General features: G+C 53.1%; 25 protein-coding genes. 14 read left to right on the top strand and 11 right to left on the bottom strand.

Annotation, left to right across the window (positions count from 1 at the left end):
* Window positions 1-314: 314 nt before the first annotated feature.
* The 4 genes from CUZ56_RS08750 (at window position 315) to CUZ56_RS08735 (ending at window position 2,547) form a co-directional block, all read left to right on the top strand.
* Window positions 315-701 (top strand): hypothetical protein, encoded by a 387-nt coding sequence (locus CUZ56_RS08750; RefSeq protein WP_126980015.1) that lies wholly within the window; start codon window positions 315-317, stop codon window positions 699-701.
* Between the two features lie 433 nt (window positions 702-1,134).
* The gene (locus CUZ56_RS08745) at window positions 1,135-1,671 is read left to right on the top strand and encodes a hypothetical protein (RefSeq protein ID WP_126980014.1); all 537 of its coding nucleotides are present in this window, start codon (window positions 1,135-1,137) and stop codon (window positions 1,669-1,671) included.
* Between the two features lie 14 nt (window positions 1,672-1,685).
* Complete coding sequence (locus tag CUZ56_RS08740) at window positions 1,686-2,036, top strand: hypothetical protein (RefSeq protein ID WP_126980013.1); 351 nt, start codon at window positions 1,686-1,688, stop codon at window positions 2,034-2,036.
* A gap of 166 nt (window positions 2,037-2,202) precedes the next feature.
* Window positions 2,203-2,547 carry a hypothetical protein gene (locus tag CUZ56_RS08735; protein WP_126980012.1) on the top strand — a complete coding sequence of 115 codons (345 nt, stop codon included), beginning with the start codon at window positions 2,203-2,205 and terminating at the stop codon, window positions 2,545-2,547.
* Between the two features lie 29 nt (window positions 2,548-2,576).
* On the opposite strand, the gene CUZ56_RS08730 is transcribed toward CUZ56_RS08735, so the two are convergent.
* The 3 genes from CUZ56_RS08730 to CUZ56_RS08720 all read right to left on the bottom strand — a co-directional run bounded on the left by CUZ56_RS08730 (window position 2,577) and on the right by CUZ56_RS08720 (window position 5,284).
* A complete protein-coding gene (locus CUZ56_RS08730) occupies window positions 2,577-3,329 on the bottom strand; it encodes a PoNi-like cognate immunity protein (protein WP_126980011.1) in 753 nt (250 codons plus the stop codon).
* A 290-nt stretch (window positions 3,330-3,619) separates the two neighbouring features.
* Window positions 3,620-4,444 (bottom strand): toxin-antitoxin system YwqK family antitoxin, encoded by an 825-nt coding sequence (locus CUZ56_RS08725; RefSeq protein ID WP_162615292.1) that lies wholly within the window; start codon window positions 4,442-4,444, stop codon window positions 3,620-3,622.
* Between the two features lie 324 nt (window positions 4,445-4,768).
* Window positions 4,769-5,284, bottom strand: coding sequence for a toxin-antitoxin system YwqK family antitoxin (locus CUZ56_RS08720; RefSeq protein WP_126980009.1), 516 nt, complete (start codon window positions 5,282-5,284; stop codon window positions 4,769-4,771).
* 206 nt (window positions 5,285-5,490) lie between these two features.
* Between CUZ56_RS08720 and CUZ56_RS08715 the strand changes: the two genes are divergently transcribed.
* The 4 genes from CUZ56_RS08715 (at window position 5,491) to CUZ56_RS08700 (ending at window position 8,167) form a co-directional block, all read left to right on the top strand.
* The gene (locus tag CUZ56_RS08715; protein ID WP_126980008.1) at window positions 5,491-6,252 is read left to right on the top strand and encodes a hypothetical protein; all 762 of its coding nucleotides are present in this window, start codon (window positions 5,491-5,493) and stop codon (window positions 6,250-6,252) included.
* A 48-nt stretch (window positions 6,253-6,300) separates the two neighbouring features.
* The gene (locus CUZ56_RS08710) at window positions 6,301-6,606 is read left to right on the top strand and encodes a hypothetical protein (RefSeq protein ID WP_126980007.1); all 306 of its coding nucleotides are present in this window, start codon (window positions 6,301-6,303) and stop codon (window positions 6,604-6,606) included.
* Between the two features lie 351 nt (window positions 6,607-6,957).
* Window positions 6,958-7,527 (top strand): hypothetical protein, encoded by a 570-nt coding sequence (locus CUZ56_RS08705; RefSeq protein WP_126980006.1) that lies wholly within the window; start codon window positions 6,958-6,960, stop codon window positions 7,525-7,527.
* 199 nt (window positions 7,528-7,726) lie between these two features.
* The gene (locus CUZ56_RS08700; RefSeq protein ID WP_126980005.1) at window positions 7,727-8,167 is read left to right on the top strand and encodes a hypothetical protein; all 441 of its coding nucleotides are present in this window, start codon (window positions 7,727-7,729) and stop codon (window positions 8,165-8,167) included.
* Between the two features lie 116 nt (window positions 8,168-8,283).
* Here the strand turns inward: CUZ56_RS08700 and CUZ56_RS08695 are convergent, their stop codons facing one another.
* From CUZ56_RS08695 to CUZ56_RS08685, 3 genes are all read right to left on the bottom strand, one after another.
* Window positions 8,284-8,865 (bottom strand): NAD(P)H-dependent oxidoreductase, encoded by a 582-nt coding sequence (locus CUZ56_RS08695; protein WP_126980004.1) that lies wholly within the window; start codon window positions 8,863-8,865, stop codon window positions 8,284-8,286.
* A 241-nt stretch (window positions 8,866-9,106) separates the two neighbouring features.
* On the bottom strand, window positions 9,107-9,496 hold the full coding sequence (locus CUZ56_RS08690; protein ID WP_126980003.1) for a hypothetical protein: 390 nt from the start codon (window positions 9,494-9,496) through the stop codon (window positions 9,107-9,109).
* A 263-nt stretch (window positions 9,497-9,759) separates the two neighbouring features.
* Window positions 9,760-10,605, bottom strand: coding sequence for a toxin-antitoxin system YwqK family antitoxin (locus CUZ56_RS08685; protein WP_126980002.1), 846 nt, complete (start codon window positions 10,603-10,605; stop codon window positions 9,760-9,762).
* A 141-nt stretch (window positions 10,606-10,746) separates the two neighbouring features.
* Between CUZ56_RS08685 and CUZ56_RS08680 the strand changes: the two genes are divergently transcribed.
* Entirely contained in the window at window positions 10,747-11,079 is a 333-nt protein-coding gene (locus tag CUZ56_RS08680; protein WP_126980001.1) for an MliC family protein, read from the top strand.
* Between the two features lie 207 nt (window positions 11,080-11,286).
* Here the strand turns inward: CUZ56_RS08680 and CUZ56_RS08675 are convergent, their stop codons facing one another.
* Both CUZ56_RS08675 and CUZ56_RS08670 read right to left on the bottom strand, forming a co-directional pair.
* Complete coding sequence (locus tag CUZ56_RS08675) at window positions 11,287-11,541, bottom strand: GlsB/YeaQ/YmgE family stress response membrane protein (protein ID WP_126980000.1); 255 nt, start codon at window positions 11,539-11,541, stop codon at window positions 11,287-11,289.
* Window positions 11,542-11,629: 88 nt separating this feature from the next.
* Window positions 11,630-11,968: a YbaY family lipoprotein gene (locus CUZ56_RS08670; protein WP_162615291.1), complete on the bottom strand. Its 339-nt coding sequence runs from the start codon at window positions 11,966-11,968 to the stop codon at window positions 11,630-11,632.
* A gap of 16 nt (window positions 11,969-11,984) precedes the next feature.
* Between CUZ56_RS08670 and CUZ56_RS08665 the strand changes: the two genes are divergently transcribed.
* Window positions 11,985-12,446 (top strand): hypothetical protein, encoded by a 462-nt coding sequence (locus tag CUZ56_RS08665; protein ID WP_126979998.1) that lies wholly within the window; start codon window positions 11,985-11,987, stop codon window positions 12,444-12,446.
* 66 nt (window positions 12,447-12,512) lie between these two features.
* On the opposite strand, the gene CUZ56_RS08660 is transcribed toward CUZ56_RS08665, so the two are convergent.
* Window positions 12,513-13,205 carry a CDGSH iron-sulfur domain-containing protein gene (locus CUZ56_RS08660; protein WP_126979997.1) on the bottom strand — a complete coding sequence of 231 codons (693 nt, stop codon included), beginning with the start codon at window positions 13,203-13,205 and terminating at the stop codon, window positions 12,513-12,515.
* Between the two features lie 475 nt (window positions 13,206-13,680).
* Here CUZ56_RS08660 and CUZ56_RS08655 point away from each other — a divergent pair, with 475 nt between their 5' ends.
* Both CUZ56_RS08655 and CUZ56_RS08650 read left to right on the top strand, forming a co-directional pair.
* Entirely contained in the window at window positions 13,681-13,899 is a 219-nt protein-coding gene (locus CUZ56_RS08655) for a hypothetical protein (protein WP_126979996.1), read from the top strand.
* A 165-nt stretch (window positions 13,900-14,064) separates the two neighbouring features.
* Window positions 14,065-15,273, top strand: a complete 1,209-nt coding sequence (locus CUZ56_RS08650; protein WP_239442331.1) for an MFS transporter — start codon at window positions 14,065-14,067, stop codon at window positions 15,271-15,273.
* Window positions 15,274-15,415: 142 nt separating this feature from the next.
* On the opposite strand, the gene CUZ56_RS08645 is transcribed toward CUZ56_RS08650, so the two are convergent.
* A complete protein-coding gene (locus CUZ56_RS08645; RefSeq protein WP_126979995.1) occupies window positions 15,416-15,862 on the bottom strand; it encodes a DUF1090 domain-containing protein in 447 nt (148 codons plus the stop codon).
* Between the two features lie 664 nt (window positions 15,863-16,526).
* On the opposite strand from CUZ56_RS08645, the gene CUZ56_RS08640 reads away from it, so the two are divergent.
* Together CUZ56_RS08640 and CUZ56_RS08635 are read left to right on the top strand one after the other, a co-directional pair.
* Entirely contained in the window at window positions 16,527-16,871 is a 345-nt protein-coding gene (locus tag CUZ56_RS08640) for a hypothetical protein (protein WP_126979994.1), read from the top strand.
* Between the two features lie 687 nt (window positions 16,872-17,558).
* Window positions 17,559-19,904 carry a hypothetical protein gene (locus CUZ56_RS08635; protein WP_126979993.1) on the top strand — a complete coding sequence of 782 codons (2,346 nt, stop codon included), beginning with the start codon at window positions 17,559-17,561 and terminating at the stop codon, window positions 19,902-19,904.
* Window positions 19,905-20,045: 141 nt separating this feature from the next.
* On the opposite strand, the gene CUZ56_RS08630 is transcribed toward CUZ56_RS08635, so the two are convergent.
* Window positions 20,046-20,594, bottom strand: coding sequence for a hypothetical protein (locus CUZ56_RS08630; RefSeq protein WP_126979992.1), 549 nt, complete (start codon window positions 20,592-20,594; stop codon window positions 20,046-20,048).
* Window positions 20,595-21,413 lie beyond the last annotated feature (819 nt).

Here is a 21,413-nt window from a genome sequence, read left to right as displayed (position 1 = left end):
GCGCTCCTTTATCATCATATTTTGAGTTAACATACCCTCGATCCCCCGCCTGAAACAAAAGCCCATCAAAGCCATCTCAAACGCCGGAAAACACCTGGCTTTGCGACACCATACCAGCAACATACCGGGCACACACCATGCCCGCACCATGCGTTCGTCCCCATTGTATCGACAGCCATGGCACGCATCAATCAAAAAGCACCTATTCACCCGGCACCGTCGCCCACCCTCTCCCAGGCGAATTAAGGGGAAATGCGCCATTGACACCATGTTTAGAATTTACTAAACTATTCATTCAGAATAAGGGGCAACACATGGCGACAAACGCAACCTTCAACGAAGACCGGGCACTGGCAGCAGACCTTGAACGCCATCAGGCCAGACTGCGCCAGGCCGATGACAAGGCACAGCAGCAGGAAGACACAGAAATGACACTGCAACAGCAGTTCATCCATGCTGTTTACACCCAACCAGTCACCGCCAAAGCCCTGTTTGCGCCCATGTACAGAAACATCCGCGACAACAGCTGGCAGCACCAGAGCATGAGTGACATCTTTGCTCAATCGCTTGACTACACAAACGGCCCAGGCATCGGCGATGCACTGGCTGTCATCATCGAAGCCACACAACGCGGCCAGACATCGGCCAGCACACTCATCAACCGCTGTGCCGGCACCTGGGCCCGCTACAGCGCAGAATAACCATCGCTATCCCATGCACAAAATACTGCGCACAAAATAGCGTGCGCCATTACCGCTAATGGCATATATTTTTCCCCTGGGCTCTTTACACATTGCTGGCAGGACACAACCAGCTGGAACCATTCCAAACGCTGACACACAATCCCTGACGATGCCTGGTGTCACATACATCGTGCAGCCTGGCTTTCCCAGCATTTGCACTTTCTCAGCACCTGCCCGTTTCCGTCGGCACCCACCTCTTCAGGCTCGCCGCATACATCAGCGATTTAACATCCAGCTATTCACTGCCTACCTGACAGATTAGCCTGCCGACTCAAAATAACTGTCCTCTTTACGGTCTGACCATCAACAACCTGGTATGACCAGAAGTGCGCTGGGTAACTGATTACCAACGCGGGCGACTCACGTATCATCCATATTTTGAGGTAAGGCCATGTCACAAAATACCAATACAGCCGATCTCATCTATGACTACGCAGCCGATGCGCACCTGATCTCCGAAGAATTCCGCTATGCCCTGCGGATCATGGAATTTCAAAGCCGGCGTATGGGTGGGCGGGATAATGCGCGTGAGCGTAGCTGGCCTTATGTGCAGGCTAATGACTGGATGGCACACGATGCCTGGGGCGGGCGAGTGTTTGGAACCAGTTATTACCGTTGCCTTGAGCAATCGCACTTTGTACTCAAGATGCTGCATCCTCTGAGAGGCTTGCGCTTAAAATGGCTTTTTGTACTGGCAAGCAAGCCAGGACATTATTGGGTGGAAGCAGTGCCGATTGTCAATGAATACCAGTTTACAGCGCGGATGCCTGCGCAGTGGCAACAGTTTGTCAACGAAGAAAAGTGGCCGGAAGGCATACGTGTACTGGTGCTTGACCCGCTGTGGGGTACCATAGAAACGCGTGCAGTTCCTACCGCAAATATTGAACCTCATCCGACAGGCAATCCTACTGAGCGGATATATTTTTAAAGATGAGCATTGCGATGAAAAAAGAAAAAGGCGATTTCATTTTCGGGGCAGTATGCGGTATTTTGTGTACCCTTTTGGCGGTGGCAATTATCCCGGTCATTTGGAATTTTTCAGATTCCTATAAAGTCGCAACAGACAAGGCATTGGCACACACACAAGCGTCTGAGAACCTGAAGCCAGGATTTAACGATACCAGCGACCTGCCCGAGGTTGAAATGCTCTACCTCTTTGACAATGGCGATGTCATTTTGTCTACTACAGACGGCGCGTTAGTATGGCAACATAAAGACCCGCAAGCCGACAAACATTGTTACGGTGCACCAGCCAAATATATGTCACAGGATTGTCGCCTCAATGCAAAATAGTACTCAAAAGTTGGGCGTTTAGACAAAGCCAAAATTACATCTCATACCCGTTTTAAAACATGTTTCAAAAACACATGCAGACACCACGGCAACAAACGCTACAGCAGATACTGAACATGATCACAACGGTGAAAACGACATCTATTTTTGAACGGCAGATTAGGCCATGAAAAAAGAAAGAGGCAATTTCATTTTTGGAGTGGTATGCAGCATATTATGCACACTTCTTGCCATGCTGATCATTCCTGCCATCTGGAATTTTTCAGATTCATATAAAGTAACCACAGGCAATGCATTAGTATATGTTCATGCATCAAAAAGCCTGACTCCCGGATTTAACGATACCAGCACCCTGCCCGAGGTTGAAATGCTTTACCTCTTTGACAATGGCGACTTCATTTTGTCTACTACAGACGGTGCTTTAGTGTGGCGGCACAAAGATCCACAAAACGGTAACCGTTGCTACGGTGCACCAGCTAAATATATGCCACTGGGTTGCCGCATGGAGTAAAGTAACTTGAAGAAACGCTCAAAACCCGGTCACTGTAAACCGCGCACCATGTCATAAGGATAATACGGCACATCCTTCAGAATCAGATCATCCAGCTCCAGAATCTTTACCAGCGCACCGCTTTCAAAACTCCAGTAACCCACGTGCACATTCTCCTTGCTTTCGTGAGCGTTATACCAGCCCGTTTCCTGATGGTCTGCATACCATTGCTGCGTCAGATACCTCTCCAGCCGCTGCACCGCTGCCAGTTTATCCAATGCTGCCAGCGTCACCACCTCTCTGATATTGCTGTAAGGCCGTGGCATCAAAAAATCCTGCGTGCGCTGTTCCCAGCCCGGGTTGCGTGAGCGGATCAGAAAATCCACCAGCGAATCCTGCAACTGCTGCTGCTTTACCAGCAGCGCCAGCTTGTTAAACTCCACATCATCCACCTCCAGCATGATGCCGATGGAGAGCATCCACACCATCTGGATATATCCATACTGCGCCTGCCAGCCCCGCTGCATGTAAGAAACGGCAATCAGATAATCATCCAGGAACGACGCATCCAGCCCGTTGCCTTTCGAATACTCGCACGAAATGATATTGAACTGGCACTCCGCCAACTGCTGGTACAAGTCACTCACAATACTCATGTTATCACGTGGATAACTCTGCACCCCGGCCCGTTCGTCAGCCTCCCGTTCAGCAATCACCATCAAATCTTTCTGAACATACTCCCGGTTCCGGTTTTCAATATCCAGATAGTTATCAAAACTGTTCAATTGATCTCTGACCATCATGGCACATTCCCCTCATACAATCATACAATTGACATCCACCTGCAACCGTCAACACAAATCCCCGCCACACGCCGCAGCAAGCGGCCATGTCCAACCGATTCTAGCACCCGGGCATAAGCCATACCCGCAAAACACGTAATCGACAGCCCGCACACCTTTTTCACACTTTTTACACACCATTTAACCTGTACAACCACACCTGCACAATCCCTTAACAATAGCCCGCCGCGCCCACAAAAAAGGCCCTCTTGGGGCCCTTTTAAAAAACACCGGATCATGGCTGCGCAACATCACACACCAGCCCCATCAGAGCCGGGCCCGAAATCATCCTCTTCCACCAGCACCCCATTCTTATCCCATTCGCGCCAGTAGCCCACCTTTTCATCGTGGCGGTACTCCCCCTCTTTCCACTTCTGGCCATTCGGGTGCCACAACATCCATGTACCGTGCCATTGATCCTCCTGGCAGTGACAAAACGCCCGCTTCATGCCATTGTTGTACCAGAACGACCACTCGCCCTGCGTCTTGCCATTCGCAAAATCACCTTCACACTCTTTTTGCCCGTTGTCATACCAGAACAACCAGCGGCCTTCCATCAGCCCGTTGATATACTCCCCGCTGCGACTCTCCTGGCCATTGTCATACCAACTGACCCAGCGCCCCTGCTCGCGTCCGTTAGCACAAAGCCCTTCTTCCGCTTTTTGACCATTGGCCCACCAGCGCCTGAACAGCCCCTGGGCAAAACCATTCTCAAACTGCGATTCACAAAACTTCTGACCGTTGATATGCCACAGCACATACGGCCCCTCGATACTGCGGTTAAACAAGGCACGCACCGACTGGTTCTTATCGAACAAAAACGCCGTCACATCCGCAGCCCGCTTCAGCCGGTAAGGATCCGAATACTTAACATCGCCATCCTTATAAAACGCCTGTACCAGATACTCGCCCTCAGCCGTCACGCCCAGAAACTTGCGATACATGTCATACGGATAAATCCCCCCCACGGCCACCACTTCACCCACCTTCCATGGCACCGCCGCAGCGCCCTCTGCCCCACCTGATGCAGGTTCAGACACTGCCAGAGTCGTCAGACGCGCAAACCAATTCAGCATTTTTATCATGATATCCCTATGCTCCCATGATGAATAACCACAGCGCCCTTAAAACCGCCAACCTCTTTTATACCTTGTTACATTTATATTGCCAGCCCAAAGCCATGCAAAACCTGAGCCCGTTTCATTTTACCTGCACAAGATGAAACATTTGCCCCACTGCACCAGATAAACCCATGACATAACCCAAAATACACGCCACAGCAGCATATCCACCCATGGCATACGCTGCGTTAACAACAACCATCACCCTTTCAGGGTCAGGAAAACACAGCGCTAAAACCCTTTGCCACCCGGGCACTGGCTGACTAATCAGGCATTGGCCTACTCGTCAACCGGGTTACCCTGCTCATCCCAGTAACGCACACTCTCCTCTACGCCGTCACGGTACATCGCCTCGCCGCTCAGCTTGCCATTGGTATGCCACCACTGCCACTTGCCATCCATCATCTCCATGCCACCACGAAACGCCCCACGCGAAGCCATCTGACCATTGGGGTGCCAGCTCACAAACGGGCCCACAATCACCACCCCCAACAACTCCACGCTGTCCACATGCTGTGCCAACTCCAGTTGAAACGGATCCGTCAGCTTTTTATCACTCTGCTGATAAAAATCCTGCACCAGAAAAAACCCCTCTGTGGTTACCCCTAAAAACTTGCGGTACACCGGCACCGGGTCGTCTTCGCCCATATCCACAGCTCCCTTGGCCGTGACCTGCCCAACCTTCCACGCCGCTGCGGCTGTTGCCGCCTGATCCATCTGAAAACCACCTGTCTGTGCAGAAGCACCAGCCATCAGCGCCAAAGAACACAACCACACCGCTAAAAACCTTTTCATCACAACGCCTCCTGTTTGAATCAAATCATTGTACAAATTTTGTTTTTATACACTTTCATACATCACTCCAGACATATTTCCAGGTGCTGATGCACCCAGCCTCTTCAAACCCACTCCAACGCACTGTCACCCTGACTGCAACCGTTCACTTACCCGCCCTTATCCAGCCGATCATACAACCACACATTTAAAAAAGTGAGGGGAATATGAAAATGATCAATGTCATTAAAAAAGGCACTGTGCTGGCTCTTGCCACACTTGGTCTGTGCCTGTCGGTTTCAGCATCTGCTGAATCACAATGGACTAAAATTTCAGGTCTTTTTAATAGTTCAGGCATTGAAACCCATGATGGTGACTCCTTTTGCGGAAGCATCAACTGGGTTTCACATACGCACTACATAGGCCCTTGGCGCTGGACCAGTAACACTGAAACAAGTATCGACTGTCTGACATCCTACAATTATGGTAAGCAGGAAATCTGGGCCACCCATACTATCTATTGCAAAGAAGGCGGCTTAATTGACCGCGAACTTTTTGGCTGTTATCAGTACAAGGACGCGACGCCTTCTACATTAACATGCCCGACAAATCCTCCAACAGACCATTTCGGAAGACCTGCCCGAGGAGCTGTCGCATGCAACGGCAAAGAAGTGAAACCATGTATGTACATGACAGAGGATTATTGGAGCGATGATGCAGAAGCAATAGCATATAAATGCTTAACACTACACGAAACATTTCACGCAAATGATCCCAGAGTAACATGTGACGAAGGGTGGGGTGCCATTGAAAACCGTGAAGAACGCCGTAACGCTGAAATCACTGCCTATGCACTACAGGCTCAATGTTTACAGAATGCAAAGGAGGAATGTGCAATATGGAATATTGCTTGCAAAACAGCCATTAATGGTGAAATATCGCATGCAGAGCGGATAAGGCGTTGGTATGAACAAGGCATATTAAAATAATGAATCTATCTTTGAGCTAAATTAAAATTAACATCAGGAGAAATAATTATGAAAAAATTTTGGAGTATCTCGTTGCTATTATTTATCAGTTCTTTATTTTCTGCATGGTCTTACGCACAATCGACAATTACGCAGGAGCAAGCTATCGAAATCGCTAAGCAAGAACTTCTCAACGAAGGGGGGGATATCGAATGGATTGGGGATACCATTGTTATGTTTGATGAAGAGTGTAACTGCTGGGGAATTATTTTTGAAAGCAAACAATTACCAAACGGCGGTTACCTCATTGGAGATCATGTGAGCGCAGAAGTCTCTCCTGACGGATCAAGCGTTCAACTAAGAGCCGGGTATTAGCCCATACAAAAATAAATTACATCACCAGTTTCAATTAGGCCCGCGCATTCAAAGTCGCGGGCTTTTTTATTGCTACCACATCACCCACGCACCATAAACCCGCTAAAATCAAACCAGCCATGATGACATGGCCCGACATGACCCGCATACCACCAGACCATTTATAACATCAAAAACAAGCCCATGGACAGCGCCACCCCACTCAAAGTATTTCTGTTCATCGGTGGTATCATTTTTTTTGCAGGTGTGCTTCCGATGCTATGTGCACACATCGTTTCACGCTTTATCAAAAAAAGTGCCGAGGTCGATATCAGCCCCTTCACTACACACAAATATTCTAAAGAGCGTCGCATGGGAACGCTGTTGGGAATACTGTGTTTTTTCGGCATTGTTTTCATTGCAGGGAAGGGTTTCTCTCTTTATTTCTCATACCAGGAAGAACGCGACCAAAGACTGGCGCATGCGCAAACCCAGGCTGCACAGGCCAGCGAACAGGGGGCCGCCAACAGACAGGCTGAATGGGAAAGGCGCAATACCTTCTCTCCCGAAGAAACGTCCTCCGTAAACAACCGCCCTCATACGCCACCTGCTGCAACATCACAGCCTGCCGCAACAGCCACCAGTCCTGAGCAGGTTGCAGCACAGCGCGAGCAACTGATTGCTACCCAGTTTGACCCCGAAAGCGGCGCGCACCTCAAGCTGGAAAACTACATTCAAAGAAACAGAAATTTCGCTCCCGGCTCCTACCGTCATGACCACACCGACTTTGTCGACCATGATGATTACCTGATCGTCACCACCACATTTTTTGCCAGCGACAGTACCACTTACAAACAATACGAGTGGGTTGCCAAAGTCAATCTGGACGGCTTTCTGATGGGCATCCTCAGCGAGAAGACCCTGCGTGCTGAAACACCGTGAAAAGTGCCTGCCCCTCTCTGCCCCAAACCACACCACTGCTACACCACTGCTACACCACTGCTACACCACTGCTACACCACTGCTACACCACTGCTACACCACTGCCAACGGGCAAATGGGCAGTTTATAAAATACAGTTTCCTTGTCATAATACCGCTACAGGCAGACCCCTTCTTTATTCTCCAAAAGGACTTCCGGCGTGACCAAAGAGCATGTGGCCTATGTCAATGGCGAGCTTCACATCACACACCGCAAAGGTGCTGCCAGCGTCAGCCCGTCCTCCATTCTCCAGTTGAACACCTGCCTGCTGAGCCAGTTTGTCCCTGATTTCTGCGACGCTGTTGACGAATTTCATATCCTGATACAGGCACAACAGTTCTGGCTGATCGGGCCTTTCATTCATGGCGCCATACCGGCCATCGATGCACTCACCCGCGCCCATCCAGAAATTCCACGCTGGGAAATGCATCTCCACAAACTGCCGTGGCGCCTCAGGGCGCCAAGCTGCCTGGGCCTGAGGCTTTTTCCTGACGCCGGTCTGGGCTGTTTTCCGCTCAAGGCACTGCCAGCGCACACCCAACTCAATTACTGCACGCTGCCCCTTACTTATCTGTACTGGCCAGAACACGACAAAAGCTAGGCCAGGTTGCGCTGCATGCACTCTGCAAGCCACCAGCACTCTTGCACCGCCTCAAAAGCAAATCCCGCTTCAAGCGGGATTTTTAACACTGTCACGTCAAGCCTGTAGAATCCAGGTCACACCGCAAACAGATTTTTCAAATGCGCTTCATAAGCCACCAGCGTTGCAGGCACATCCGGTGCTTTTTCCACATCGTTGGCGATAAATGTCGGCAGTGCCTTCAGCCCGATGAACTGCTGCGCCTTATGGAATGTGTAATACACACCCTCCACGCCACGGCCATCAAAGAAATTGCCAAACTCGTTAAACGCCTCCAGCGGCGCATTCCATGTCACCGAAAGCATGTAGCGTTTATTCTCCAGCATTCCACCGGTACCATAGTTCTGGCTCGGGTTGGTACGTGAGCGCCCGTCATTGCGGTACAGGCTGCCATGCCCGGCCGTAAACACGTCGTCAATGTACTTCTTCACCGGCCATGGCAGGCCCATCCACCAGCCCGCCATCTGGTAAACCACCACATCAGCCTGCAAATACTTCTGCACCTCCTGCGCATTGTCGTAGCCTTTGGCTATCACCGTTTCGTCCACCGTATGCCCGAATCCCTTGAGCACCTGCACGGCCCGGGCGTGCAGCGTATCATTAAGCCGCCCACCCGAATGTGCAAACTGGGCTGCACCATTAATCAGCAAAAATTTCATTTCTTATACCTCCAACAGAGCATTGTCATGCCGTGCAGACGCTGCCGCACCGGCAATACGCCTCATTATGCCCCGCGGGCATCTGCCAGTGTCAACCTGCGCCTTCTACCCCATGCCCCCATTGAGGGATACGCGTATGCGCTATACTGATTCTCTTCATTTGATACCCCAATCACATGCAAACAAAAAACCACCCGCAGGTGGTTTTTTATCTTCTGTATGTTTCTGTATATAAGCGCCTTCAGTCCACCGCCCGCACATACTGTTTGAACGATGCAATCGCGGCCGTATCTGACGTATTGCACACCCATGCATAACCGTCGCAATGCGTGCGCAGCACCAGCTCTTCACGCCCTTCGCCAGCGGGCACGCGGCGCACTTCAAACCCGCGCTCATCCGAGCCATCCATCGGCATCACCGTGCGCATGGTGTTGTCTGTAACATCCTCCACCTTCCACACCGTGTTAAGCACCATCCAATCATATGCACGCTGCCAGTACACTGCGCACTGCTGTTCGCCTTCGCACACCAAGGGCTCAGCCGCCTGGTTCCTGACTGCGGATGTAGGCTGCGGCATCATGCATGCCGTCAGCGCCAGCGAAACCAATACAACACCCGTCCAACGCAACATCTTTGTGCTCCTTTTCAATTCATTCAGCTGCTCATTATTTCATTTTCAGCTCGGCAGCGTCAACCTGTGGCACAGAACCCTGCTTTTCTGTATACGCACCATGCAGGGCCGCCAATACACTCAAGCCCTCTGCATTCATGATCCAAAACCGTTGAAACACCCGTGCGAATCCAGCCGATCCGGCCCATGCACTACATAAACGGCACCCGGATAGAATACGCGGGCGCAACCACCTGGTACCACACGGCCTTATGGCAAAGACACTAAGGGTGCTGCACCAAGTGCGGCGGCATTGGGCCGTGATCTACCTCTTTGACCAGGTTGCCCTGCTCATCCCACCAGCGCCACAGGCCATAAGGCACCGGATCCCTCACCTGTCCTGAAACACACCTGACCTGCCAGCGCTCAAAAGCCTTCTGCCCGTTGCGGTGCCATCCGGTGTGCACTCCGCTCTCGCAGTCATTGGCATACATGCGCTCTTCCTGCTTTACCCCATTTTCATACCACTGGGTTGCCGGACCAGTCAGCCGGCCTTTTTCATATTCAAAGCGCGACATCACGTTGCCGTTGGGATACCAGTGTACCGATTCACCTGCAAGAGTACCATCCACAAACATTCTTCTACCTTCCAACTGTCCATTGCTGTACCAGTTTTTTTCCTCCCCCTGCAACACACCGCTATCGTACTGAGCCTCATACCGTTTCTCTGCGTTCAGATACCACTCCACATAACGCCCCGACACGCCGCCTTTGGAGGTCATGTTGGCAGAAAAATCCGCCTCGGTCACATACGCTGCATCCACCAGTTGATACGGGTCGGTAAACTTCACATCGCCCTCATCAAAAAACTCCTGCGCCACATAGAGCCCCTGGTCCGTCACGCCCAGAAACTTGCGATAAACGCCCTGTGCCACAAAATCCGGCTGGCTCAGGTCTTTGCTCTGGTCAATATCACTCACCTCATACACCACACCATGCGCCACCACGCCGCCCACCTCCCACGGCGCTGCCGCAGTGGCCGCTGCATTCAGCGTGTAGGCCAGCACCTCCTGCGCATGACATAAACACCCCAAGCACAAACAAAACAACACTGCCAGCATCTTTTTCATCGCATACCCCTACCGCAATACCGCCTATTGCGCATAATAGACCCATGGCATCATCTTCAATTGCCAGGCACATGCCCTGCGGTCACATACACCACAGGCAACCACTTCAAAACCATGGCTAAAGAAATAAGGAACACACCCATGAAATCACTCAGCAAACTCATCGTTGCTGCCAGCATTGCAGCCCCTGCGGCGGCTTTTGCCGTCACACCCATCACCTATACCTGTGAAGACGGGCAAAGCATTCAGGTGGCCTACCCCGACCATTTCCACGCCATCGTCATACAAAATGACGATGTTGCCCTGCTCAAACACGCCATCTCTGCCAGCGGCGCACGCTACGTGGGCGGCGGCTGGCAATGGTGGGGCAAAGGCATGAACGAAGGCACCTTGTCCACCATCAAAGAAGGCGAAGCCGTTGCATCAGACAAAGGCCGCTTCTGTCGCGTACCGGCAGCCGCAGCGCAGCAGTAATATCAACAGCCCGAGGGAAGCCAACCAACAGGTTGACCAACACCCCAGCAGCCAGTGCCTTGCCAGCACTGGCTTTTTGATGCCCGTGATAAATACCACCGCATATGCCCGCCATCAGAACCCGAACCATGCACCCAAACCAGCGTCCACAAATACGGGTTCAAATGGGCGAGCCAACACGTCCTCTTTTAAATTCCTTTGGACGTGCTATTTCTTACGCGTAACGGCACCATAAATCACCAGCACCACAATCGCGCCCACAATGGCAATCAGCATGCTACGCAGGTCAAACCCGGACACACTGCCAAACCCCAGCGTTGTACCGATAAACCCGCCGACAGCCGCGCCAACAATGCCCAGCACAACCGTCACAATAAACCCGCCAGGCGCTGGCCCGGGGGTCAGCCATTTAGCCACCACGCCTGCAATCAGGCCAAAAACAATCCATGCCAAAAAACCCATGGTGCAATCCTTTCATCCGAAATCATACTGTTGTGATGCACATGATAAGCGAAGCCGAATTCCCGGCAGGGCATCATTGCTACCCGCCTTAATAGACCTTGACCACCTCAACCCGGATACCCGTTTTACTGCCGCCATCCAGGTTTACCTTGGCCCGCTCACGCGTTGCATACAGCAGCTTGCCCTGGTACTCGATCTTGGCATCCAGCACATAGGTATTGCCTGCACGCAGCTTGGTACTGTCATATGACAACACAAACGGCAGCGGAACCTGGTGTTTGATTTCATAGCTCGCATGAGACAAGGCGGTAGACACATCGCGGTTATCCGACTCGTCCATCAGCGTCACCGTCAGCGTGGCGCCCATCGGCAATGCCGAGCGGTCGTTGTAATACACCTCACCGCTCAAGGTGGAATTCTGGCTCATGGTGCCACAGGCAGACATGAACAGCGCTACAAAAAATAAACCCAATAACTTTTTCATCATTTCCCCTTTTTCCCTTTTGTTTGACGATCATTCACCGCAGCGCATCAAGGCCGGGCACACTCAGGTGCGCCACGGCATCTGTCGCATACGGTTTTTCAGGTTATGCCCGGCCCAGGCAATAAAAAAGCAGGGGTCACCCTTATTGGCAAAGACTCCAATCCACGTTAAGATGAAAAGTTATAACCGCAGCTGTAAAAACATTGCAACTCATTGCGCCTTCCTGTTGCGCCATGCCGCAATGCAGCGCCGCACTTCAACCTCCACTGCCCGCACAGCCTGTTCCCACCTCGCTTTGCGGGCGGCCTTTTTTGAACAAGCAGGCATTGCCATGGGTTACAAAGCCGCTGATTCCACGCCGCCGAAAGTGTTTTTATCCCCCAAAATTACCCATCATGCAAACGCGTTCAATTGCGGCTAAAACGGTACAGAACATTCCATTTTCACAAAACCGCCACCGTTGAACGCGCCACCAACATCCTCTTTTCTACTTATCGCGCCCGCGCATGTGCGGGCAACTCAGGTGTCTGGTATCGCAAAAAGGCTTGTTCTGCGACTCGCCACAACGGCACAACGTCATGCGGTTGCGCACCTCATAAGTCCGGCCATCGGCACCTTCCACCGGTATGCCGCCTTTAACCCACAGCGGCCCCATAAACCCGGCCGCCGTATCCTCCACCGGACTGATCTCCTGCGGCAACTGCGGCTCATACACCCGGCCCTCTTTATCCACAACCGTCAGCCGCCCGGCTGCGCAGTTACACGCTTCACGAATGGCAATCTCCTTGTAATTCGCCCGGTCCGATTTCAGGGCTGCCACCCAGGCCCGCGGCGCACCGTCGCAAAACCGCATCGAAGCACACAGGCTCTCATCATCCAGCAGATCCAGCTCACGCCCCTGATAGCGCCTGGCCCGCTGCATATACCCTTCGTGTGCGGCCGTCTCCTGCCCTTCAAACCCGATACGCTCATGCGTGCCATCACAGTACGGCTTATTCTTTGAATGCCCGCAGCGGCACAGGTAATACAGGTCGGTCTGCTGCTCATACGATTTACCGTCTACCCAGGACTGCGAAGTCCCCTCTTCATCAATAGCAATCACAGCCTGTACCAACGGGACATCACCCGAAACTTCATAGGGACCGTTTGGCAGGATACGGATTTTTTTAGCTTTCTCCATATGACACCTACCTTTCATCGTGCGTCAACACATCCATCATATGACAACGCATCCGGCAAATCAATTGACAGCAAATTAACAGCACAGCGTTCCACGCACACCATCGGGAAGCCATTCTTCTGCGCCTGCTGCCATCTGATGCCGACCTGCACACCCACACCACTTTACCCGTAATGAAAACCCCGGGTTTCCCTTGATTGCCATGACCGGCACATGCCGCTATCATTAAGCTTCCTTCCTGGACATATTCAGCCGCACCGTGCCTTTCAACACCAGTGTGGCTATTTTTTCGGCCATGCCATATGCAATGCGCGCCAACAATGGCCTGCAAACACCTGTCCATGTCTTTGCATGATCGAACCGGCACAGACATCTGTCGGCAAAAAAGAAAAGCTACAATCACTTTAGCCCAATCACATCCTCCATTTAAAAAGAAGCACGGACTGGCTTACGCCTGACAATCACCGCCACAGTTATGAACCCATTGCGCTACCAGGTCATCCTTTCAGACTTTGATCACCAAACGCAGACCCGCTATACCGTCGCCACCCTGCTGGGTGAGCACAAAGCAGTCGCCATGGCAACCGCGGCACACCTTGCCACCCCCAAACACCACAAAGTCTACAAAGTCACGGTTAAACCACTGGCAGGGGAAATGCAGCCACACGACCTAGTAGACCGGATGGAATGGTAACGCCGACCGCCATTGCACCCCGCTTTCCTTAATTTTTAGTTGAAGCAACACCTTTACGGTATTTGCCAGCGCAGCGCATCTTGTCATCATGGACAAACCCGGCAGGCATACCACCACGATGCGCACCTCCCTATAATGGCTCTGCGCCCGTTGGCGCTATTGCCCATGTATCACAACCGCTTTGCCATGACTGCCACACCGGATATCAAAAAATTTATTCTGACCCCTGCACTGCTCATGCTGATGGCCGTGACCACCGGCATTGCTGTAGCCAGCAACTACTATGCACAGCCACTGCTGCACACACTCGCGCTGTACTTTGATATCTCCGAAACCGCAGCCAGTTTTATCGTTACCGTAGCCCAGTTAAGCTACGCACTGGGGCTGATACTGCTGGTACCGCTGGGTGACATCTTCGAGCGCAAACGCATGATCATCATCATGATGACACTCTCCACCGCCGGGCTGCTTGTATGCACCGTTGCGCCCGGCCTGCTGGCCCTGCTCATCGGCACCGCAGTGGCCGCCCTCTTTTCTGTGGTCGCGCAAGTACTGGTGCCGTACGCGGCCACACTGGCCGACCCGGCATCCAGAGGCAAAGCCGTTGGCACCGTCATGAGCGGCCTGCTGCTGGGCATACTGCTGGCACGCACCTGTGCCGGCGTCATCTCCTACATTGGCGGCTGGCGACTTGTCTACGCCATTGCCGCACTGCTCATGCTGGGCATCACCATTGCGCTGGCGCTACGCCTGCCGCCCTATCCGGCCAGCATCAAAATCGCCTATCCCCGGCTCATCATATCCATCTTCGACCTGTTCAAAACCTACCCGCAACTGCGCCTGCGCTCACTGCTGGGCGCATTCACCTTTGCCATATTCTCCGTATTGTGGACACCGCTGGCGTTCCTGCTCGGCGGGCAATACCACTACTCCGACCTGACCATCGGCCTGTTCGGCCTGGCCGGTGCCGCCGGCGTCCTCATTGCGCCGCTGTCCGGACGCCTGGCAGACAAAGGCCAGTCCGCCCGCATCACCACACTGGGCCTGCTGTTGCTGCTAGCTTCATGGGCCATCATCTACTTTGGCTCTGTTTCAGTCATTGTCCTGCTTGTTGGCATCCTGTTTTCCAACATTGCCACCCAGTCCGTGCACATCATCAACATGAGCGAAATATTCAAGCTCCAGCCCGATGCCCGCAACCGCCTCAACGCCGGCTACATGTTCACCTATTTTCTGGGCGGCACCTTCGGCACCCTGATCTCCGCGCTGGCTTACCAGCACCACGGCTGGGCTGGCGTGGCCATCCTGGGCTCAGCACTGTCGGCCATAACGCTCGTCATCTGGTTGCTGGCCCAGAAAAACCGCCCGGCGTAAGCAGTACCGGGTGCGACCAAGCGGCCTGCACCCCTGCATCGCATCCGGCCTTATACGCTGTGCGCGTCCCTATCCGCAGACCCTGCGCACGGCCATCTGTGATATTTATTGCAATGCAATTCCCCGCTATGCTCACTGCACTTTATTGTGCAGCAGAGGCACTCAGCTCCGCCAGCCGCCGTTTTGCTTCAGCCAGTTCATAGCGTGCTTCAGCCAGCTTCTCTTCGCGGCGGGCAATCTTATCCGGGTCACCTTTGGCAATGGCCTCACGCAAATCAGCCTCGCGCTCCTGCACCTCCAGCACCTTTTGCGCAACATCCCGCTCCAGTTCGGCCTTCAGGCTTTCATCGGTACAGTAAGTATTCACATTGCTCAATGCCCGCTCCAGCCCCTGAATGCGGTGGGTATTGCCATACTGCCGTGCGTAGGCCAGTTCCTGCTCCAGCGCAGCACGCTTGGCATCGCAACCCGTCAGATTGGCAGGCCTGGCCTGCGCAGGCGCAGCACACCACAGCGCGGTACCCAGCAGCATGGCCGCCAAAGAAAATTTCAACGTGAATGCGGATTTGATTTGTTGTGATATCTGCATGACTGATTCCGTCCGTTCAAAAGCCACGTATTGTATAAGCCCGACCGAGTTCCGCTGGGCGGACTGACAAAACCACATGCACAGGTGCGATGATGCGCGCATTACTGCACCAAAAACACCCGCTGACATCACTCACCACGCACCACAAAAGCGGCATCCATTTTTCCTCGCACCCGTGACAAACCACTCGACCCACAAGTGTCGACAAAGCCATTACCGGCATCCCAGGCAATCGCAGGCAGCGCCCGACCACCTTCTATAAGTCAATGATTTTTATAATAAAAACAGCGCTAGGGTTTCACCTGATTGTGAGCCGCAATGGCACTCTCTACCATGGGAACCGCTTCCAACAGCGACTTCGCCGTGCCTGACCGCACGGTTTTTTTTATGCGCTGCCAGCGTATAGCGCATGCCTCTCTCGATTCGGGTTTAGGGTCGTCTGGCAATAAAAACTTTCTCCATTGCCAACGCCCTCAACCCTAGCAAAAACATCTCAAGTTCTGTCCTGACATTCTTTCATACATCTCGCCAGACGCTTTCCCGAGCATCAATGTATCTGCCTCCTCAGCCCTGCCTATACACAGTTTTCCAACTTTCAATCGTTCACTTAGCCGGCCTTATCCGGGCGATCATACAGCCTCATTATTAAAAAAGAGAGGTAAATATGAAAATGATCAATGTCATCAAAAAAGGCACTGTACTGGCTCTTGCTACACTTGGTCTGTGCCTGTCGGTTTCAGCATCTGCCGAGTCACAATGGACCAAAGTTTCGGGTATTTTTACCAGTACGGGTATCGAAACCCATGATGGTGATTCTTTTTGCAGAAACATCAATTGGGTTTCACATACACAATATTTAGGCTCCTGGCGCTGGGCCGGCGAAACAAGCATCGACTGCAAGACATCTTACAACTATGGCCAGCAGGAAATCTGGTTCACCCAAACTGCCTACTGTAAAAAAGGCGGCCAGATTGATCAGGAAAGCTTTGGCTGTTATGTACTTAAGTAACACAACCAAAATCTCAATACCCACCAACCGGGATCATCATTGACTTTATAGATGGCAAATATTTTGGCATAGATGCAGTGGTAAATTTTTGTGCATACGGTTGCGTCATTAACGTACCAACAATGCCTAAATGTGAAGTCACCGATGAAGGTAATATCGAAGTATTTTCTGAAATTGGCTCTGCTTCACATATGACCTATACCGGCGAGGAATGCGAATAAACATTTACTTTCATGGTTAGTTAATCGCAATCAAGGGCTTCATCGCTTTATATCAGTGATGAAGCCCTTTTATCAAAAATGCATCAACTCTACGCTGTGCTGTCTTCAGCGTACTTTCTCAAAAGACCCGGCTTTAAAAATCAACACATGGGAAAGCACGCCAGCCTTTCCCAGATACCCATCACTGCCTTGCGGCCTTTGCCAACCACGGCCTGCTGCCGGCAACGATAAAATAAGCACCGATGGCAAAATGCCTGCCCTGATTTGACTTCGCTGTACAGATGGGCACAAAATAGCCGTGGACCCTGATACCGCCGACGCCGTACACGTCCTGTTGCGCACACCTTTAAACCTCTCCCCATGTGCAACAACGTGCTGCTGCTGGACACCTGCCGCCCGGTTGGGGCTGGTGCAGACGAACTGTTTATCACAACGACAATCACGACACACACAGACCCGACTCCTTATGAACACACCCAACACACCCTATCCGTGGACTTTTCAACGCATCGGCGGGCTTGACCAGGTGGTCCTGGCCAGCGCAGACGACATCAGCCACCTTGACCAGCTTGACCCCAAACTCTGGGTCGCGCTGAGCTGCCCGACTTCGGGCATGGAGTTTGATACACGCACGCTGCAACTGCTTGATAGCGACAAGGACGAGCGCATCCGCATCCCTGAAGTCGTGCAGGCCGTCAAATGGTTGTGTCAGCGGCTCAACGACCCGGGGGAAATCATTCATGATCCGCAGGAACTGCCGCTGGCCAGCATCAAGGCCGATACCGACGAAGGCCAGCGCCTGCTGGCCACGGCGCACGCCATTTTGAACAATCTCGGCAAACCCGATGCGCAAACCCTCACCCAGCAGGACGTGGCCCGCTCGGCCGCACACGCTGGCGAAAACGTCTTCAACGGCGACGGCATCCTGCCGCCATTGCCAGCGCTGCAAGCCGATATCTGCGACTTTATCCAGAACGCGCTGGACATCATCGGCGGCGTGGAAGACGCCGGCGGCCAGATTGGCATCAACAGCGACATCGCCAATGCATTCACCCAAAGCCTGCAAAACTGGCAGCAATGGCGCAAAACGCTGGACGGCGCGACCACCCCGCTGGGCGCCAACACGCCCGAAGCATGGGACCTGCTGAGCGAACTCTCAGACAAAATCAACGACTACTTTCTGCGCACCGAACTCGCCGGCTACGCACCACAGGCGCAAGCCGTGCTCAATGTCGACGAAAAATTCCTGGTGCCGGTACAAAACGGCCTGCTCGAATCCGAAGCCCTGTCTGAACTCCCGCTCTCCAAAATCCAGCCGCAGCAGCCGCTGGACCTGCACTCAGGCATTAACCCGGTATGGCGCGACCGGGTACAGCGCTTTGCCGAACTCATCGCCCCCCTGCTGGCACAGCCCGCAAGCCTGACCTTTGACGAATGGCGCAACATACAGAAAACGCTGGCGCCCTATTCGCAGGCCGTTGCACTCAAACCGGCACTCGTCAGCGCCAAAGTCACCACCCCGCCCACATCCACCATCGACAAGCTGGGGGCCGACAAAATCAACGAGCTGCTTAGCAGCGGCGTGGCCGAACGCTTTATCGAACTGACCGAAAAAGACAGCACCACCCCGGCCGCCGCCGCCGACATTGCCGACGTGGAACGCCTGGTGCTGTACTACAAGCACCTGTACCACCTGCTGCGCAACTACACCAACTTCCACGACTTTTACGACATGGACTGCACCGCCGCATTCCAGGCCGGCATCCTGTTCATCGACGGCCGCAGTTGCCGCCTGTGCGTGCCTGTGGCCGACGCGGCCAAACACGCCACACTGGCCGCCTACACTGAACTGTATCTGCTGTACTGCGAATGCACCCGCACCACACAAACCGCCGATGGTGAAAAACAGGAAAAACGCCTGATTGCCGCCGCCATGACGGCTGGCAACTCCGACCTGCTGCTGGAAAGCCGCAACGGCGTCTTCATTGACAACCAGGGCAACGACTGGGATGCCACCGTCATCAAAATCATCGCCAAACCCATCAGCCTGAAAGAAGCCATCTGGTCGCCCTACAAACGCTTCGGGCGCATGGTCTCAACCCAAATCAACAAATGGGCCAGCAGCAAAGACGATGCAATTGCCGCCAACGGCACCCAAAAACTCCAGACCCTGGCCACCAGCACCCCGGCCGCAGCCACCACCGGCACGGCAGCTACAACCGCTGCCCCCAAATTCGACATTGCCAAAAACGTCGGCATCTTTGCCGCCATCGGGCTGGCACTGGGTGCCATCGGCACCGCACTGGCCACGCTGGCACGCGCCCTGTTTTCACTGCAGTGGTGGCAGTTCCCGCTGGTCTTTCTGGGCATCTTTTTACTGATCTCCGGGCCTTCAGTCATCATAGCCTGGTTCAAACTGCGCCAGCGCACGCTGGGTCCGCTGCTCGAAGCATCCGGTTGGGCCGTCAACGGCCGTGTCAGCATCAACTACTTCCTGGGCTCCCAGCTCACACGCAAAGCCGAACTGCCCGACAACGCCACCCGCAGCTACAGCGACCCCACCAAACCGTCACGCAACAAACCGCTCACAGCATTCATCGTGGCGCTCATCATTGGTGCTGCTGCCATGGGAGGCTGGCTGTGGTATCGTGCGGCGGCCAAAACCCCGGCCACACCAACACCGCCTGCGGCTGAAGCCGTGCAGAACGCACCTGCGGCACCCGCGACAAATGCGGCACCAAATACAGTGCCAGAAGCAACACCGGCACCCCCCGGCACAGAACCGGCCCTGCCTGCGGCCGCTACCGAATAAGACTCTGCATCTGGATGGCACCGGCAAGGCCCTGGCTCGCTGCCAGGGCTACAGTAGGCGGTAGTATGCTGCTGAGTTATGCTGAGATTGCTGCCCGGGCCCAACCGCCCGGCCCATCCAGGCAGCACATCAGACAGTACGCTAGCGCATCAGACGACTGGCACAACTCTCTGCCGCCTGTTCCGTAAAGTCCATAAACGCCTGCGCTTCGCGCGCATCTTCGCCAGTCGTTTCCATCAGGTAATTCACATCCAACAGCGCCTTCGCATCGTAATGCGCCGTAATACGGTCCAGCGTACACTGACAAATCGGCTTCAAATCCGCGCCATACTGCACACACTCGCGCATGAAATTATCCTCAAACCCCTTTAACGCGACCTCAGGATAAGCCAGCCCGCACTCATAACCCACGCGCAACGCATCCTGCTCCATTTTCCGGGTCTCAGGCGATGAGGCTGGCAACGCAAAAACCCGGCTTAATTCCGGCAGCGTATAGGCTTCCTCCAGCTTTTGAAAGCCGCACTGGCATACCGGCTCCATATATACCCCGTACTCAAGGCAACCGGCCATAAACGCGCTCTGCGCACGCTCTCTCATCGCACTGGACGCGGCCGCCGAATCTTCACGGCGCTCATCACACCCTGCGAGCAATGCCAGCACCCCACATAAAAACAGCGTTACCAGTCTCATGACATCCCCTGATCGTACAAAAATGTGTCCAGTATAAATGCCAGCAGGCAGAAAACCCCAATTCCAGACAAACCGGTATCAGCCCGGCACAACAGCTTCAGGACAGGACAGCTTTCACATGCATGTGAGTCAGGAGAAAAAGAAGGAAAAGAAGCAAAACAACAGCGCAAATACAACAATGGCAGCAGTCAAAAGCCACCAACATTTGCCACCAGCGTTTTTTGCCATCCGGATGATATCTAATACGCGCCGCAACGGGGACGTGAATCTATATAGCACTATATAGCGGCTACCCTGGACGACCCGCCTGCATTGGGCACAGAGTAGCATTATGGATGCGTTCCTTCTGGAACAAAACCAAACAGGAAAAGAAAATGGTCAAGGTTTTTGCCCGCCCTTGACCATCAAACCAGAAAACCACTGGCATATAAACCTAGGCACCGTTTTGGGTTTTCTGGCACTCTCTCTTTACATATTGTCGTTATAAAAAAACCTGTTCTGTTTCATTATTATGGGCCAAGCAAGGCGTTTAAAAATAGCAATAAGCGGTAATATTACCGGTTTTCGCATTTTTCTTACTTAATCTGGCACAGGGTTGCGTTAAATCACAACTTTACAGTGCCAGTCAATGGGAAAATACAACAGATCCTTGCACCCGGCATACACAAAACCCGCCATCTGCTCCCTCATTCCCATTTTCAAAACATGGGCAATATCCCTGTTGCCTCTGCCAGAGCGCTGCAATGCCCCTGTATAGATTGAAATTGCGCGCGCATGGGTCTATGATGAAACCTTATGCATCCCCTTGCTGCCATTGGG

Origin of the sequence: Saezia sanguinis, from assembly GCF_003991585.1 — a bacterium.
Classification (GTDB): domain Bacteria; phylum Pseudomonadota; class Gammaproteobacteria; order Burkholderiales; family Burkholderiaceae_C; genus Saezia; species Saezia sanguinis.
Note: the sequence above shows the minus strand (reverse complement) of the source record. Positions and strands in the feature narration are given on the sequence as shown.

Excerpts from the sequence above, each read along its gene's own strand:
- CUZ56_RS08750 (WP_126980015.1), top strand. The coding sequence starts at position 315 with ATGGCGACAAACGCAACCTTCAACGAAGACCGGGCACTGGCAGCAGAC.
- CUZ56_RS08745 (WP_126980014.1), top strand. The coding sequence starts at position 1,135 with ATGTCACAAAATACCAATACAGCCGATCTCATCTATGACTACGCAGCC.
- CUZ56_RS08740 (WP_126980013.1), top strand. The coding sequence starts at position 1,686 with ATGAAAAAAGAAAAAGGCGATTTCATTTTCGGGGCAGTATGCGGTATT.
- CUZ56_RS08735 (WP_126980012.1), top strand. The coding sequence starts at position 2,203 with ATGAAAAAAGAAAGAGGCAATTTCATTTTTGGAGTGGTATGCAGCATA.
- CUZ56_RS08730 (WP_126980011.1), bottom strand. The coding sequence starts at position 3,329 with ATGATGGTCAGAGATCAATTGAACAGTTTTGATAACTATCTGGATATT.
- CUZ56_RS08725 (WP_162615292.1), bottom strand. The coding sequence starts at position 4,444 with ATGCTGAATTGGTTTGCGCGTCTGACGACTCTGGCAGTGTCTGAACCT.
- CUZ56_RS08720 (WP_126980009.1), bottom strand. The coding sequence starts at position 5,284 with ATGAAAAGGTTTTTAGCGGTGTGGTTGTGTTCTTTGGCGCTGATGGCT.
- CUZ56_RS08715 (WP_126980008.1), top strand. The coding sequence starts at position 5,491 with ATGAAAATGATCAATGTCATTAAAAAAGGCACTGTGCTGGCTCTTGCC.
- CUZ56_RS08710 (WP_126980007.1), top strand. The coding sequence starts at position 6,301 with ATGAAAAAATTTTGGAGTATCTCGTTGCTATTATTTATCAGTTCTTTA.
- CUZ56_RS08705 (WP_126980006.1), top strand. The coding sequence starts at position 6,958 with ATGGGAACGCTGTTGGGAATACTGTGTTTTTTCGGCATTGTTTTCATT.
- CUZ56_RS08695 (WP_126980004.1), bottom strand. The coding sequence starts at position 8,865 with ATGAAATTTTTGCTGATTAATGGTGCAGCCCAGTTTGCACATTCGGGT.
- CUZ56_RS08690 (WP_126980003.1), bottom strand. The coding sequence starts at position 9,496 with ATGTTGCGTTGGACGGGTGTTGTATTGGTTTCGCTGGCGCTGACGGCA.
- CUZ56_RS08685 (WP_126980002.1), bottom strand. The coding sequence starts at position 10,605 with ATGAAAAAGATGCTGGCAGTGTTGTTTTGTTTGTGCTTGGGGTGTTTA.
- CUZ56_RS08680 (WP_126980001.1), top strand. The coding sequence starts at position 10,747 with ATGAAATCACTCAGCAAACTCATCGTTGCTGCCAGCATTGCAGCCCCT.
- CUZ56_RS08675 (WP_126980000.1), bottom strand. The coding sequence starts at position 11,541 with ATGGGTTTTTTGGCATGGATTGTTTTTGGCCTGATTGCAGGCGTGGTG.
- CUZ56_RS08670 (WP_162615291.1), bottom strand. The coding sequence starts at position 11,968 with ATGAGCCAGAATTCCACCTTGAGCGGTGAGGTGTATTACAACGACCGC.
- CUZ56_RS08665 (WP_126979998.1), top strand. The coding sequence starts at position 11,985 with ATGAACAGCGCTACAAAAAATAAACCCAATAACTTTTTCATCATTTCC.
- CUZ56_RS08660 (WP_126979997.1), bottom strand. The coding sequence starts at position 13,205 with ATGGAGAAAGCTAAAAAAATCCGTATCCTGCCAAACGGTCCCTATGAA.
- CUZ56_RS08655 (WP_126979996.1), top strand. The coding sequence starts at position 13,681 with ATGAACCCATTGCGCTACCAGGTCATCCTTTCAGACTTTGATCACCAA.
- CUZ56_RS08650 (WP_239442331.1), top strand. The coding sequence starts at position 14,065 with ATGTATCACAACCGCTTTGCCATGACTGCCACACCGGATATCAAAAAA.
- CUZ56_RS08645 (WP_126979995.1), bottom strand. The coding sequence starts at position 15,862 with ATGCAGATATCACAACAAATCAAATCCGCATTCACGTTGAAATTTTCT.
- CUZ56_RS08640 (WP_126979994.1), top strand. The coding sequence starts at position 16,527 with ATGAAAATGATCAATGTCATCAAAAAAGGCACTGTACTGGCTCTTGCT.
- CUZ56_RS08635 (WP_126979993.1), top strand. The coding sequence starts at position 17,559 with ATGAACACACCCAACACACCCTATCCGTGGACTTTTCAACGCATCGGC.
- CUZ56_RS08630 (WP_126979992.1), bottom strand. The coding sequence starts at position 20,594 with ATGAGACTGGTAACGCTGTTTTTATGTGGGGTGCTGGCATTGCTCGCA.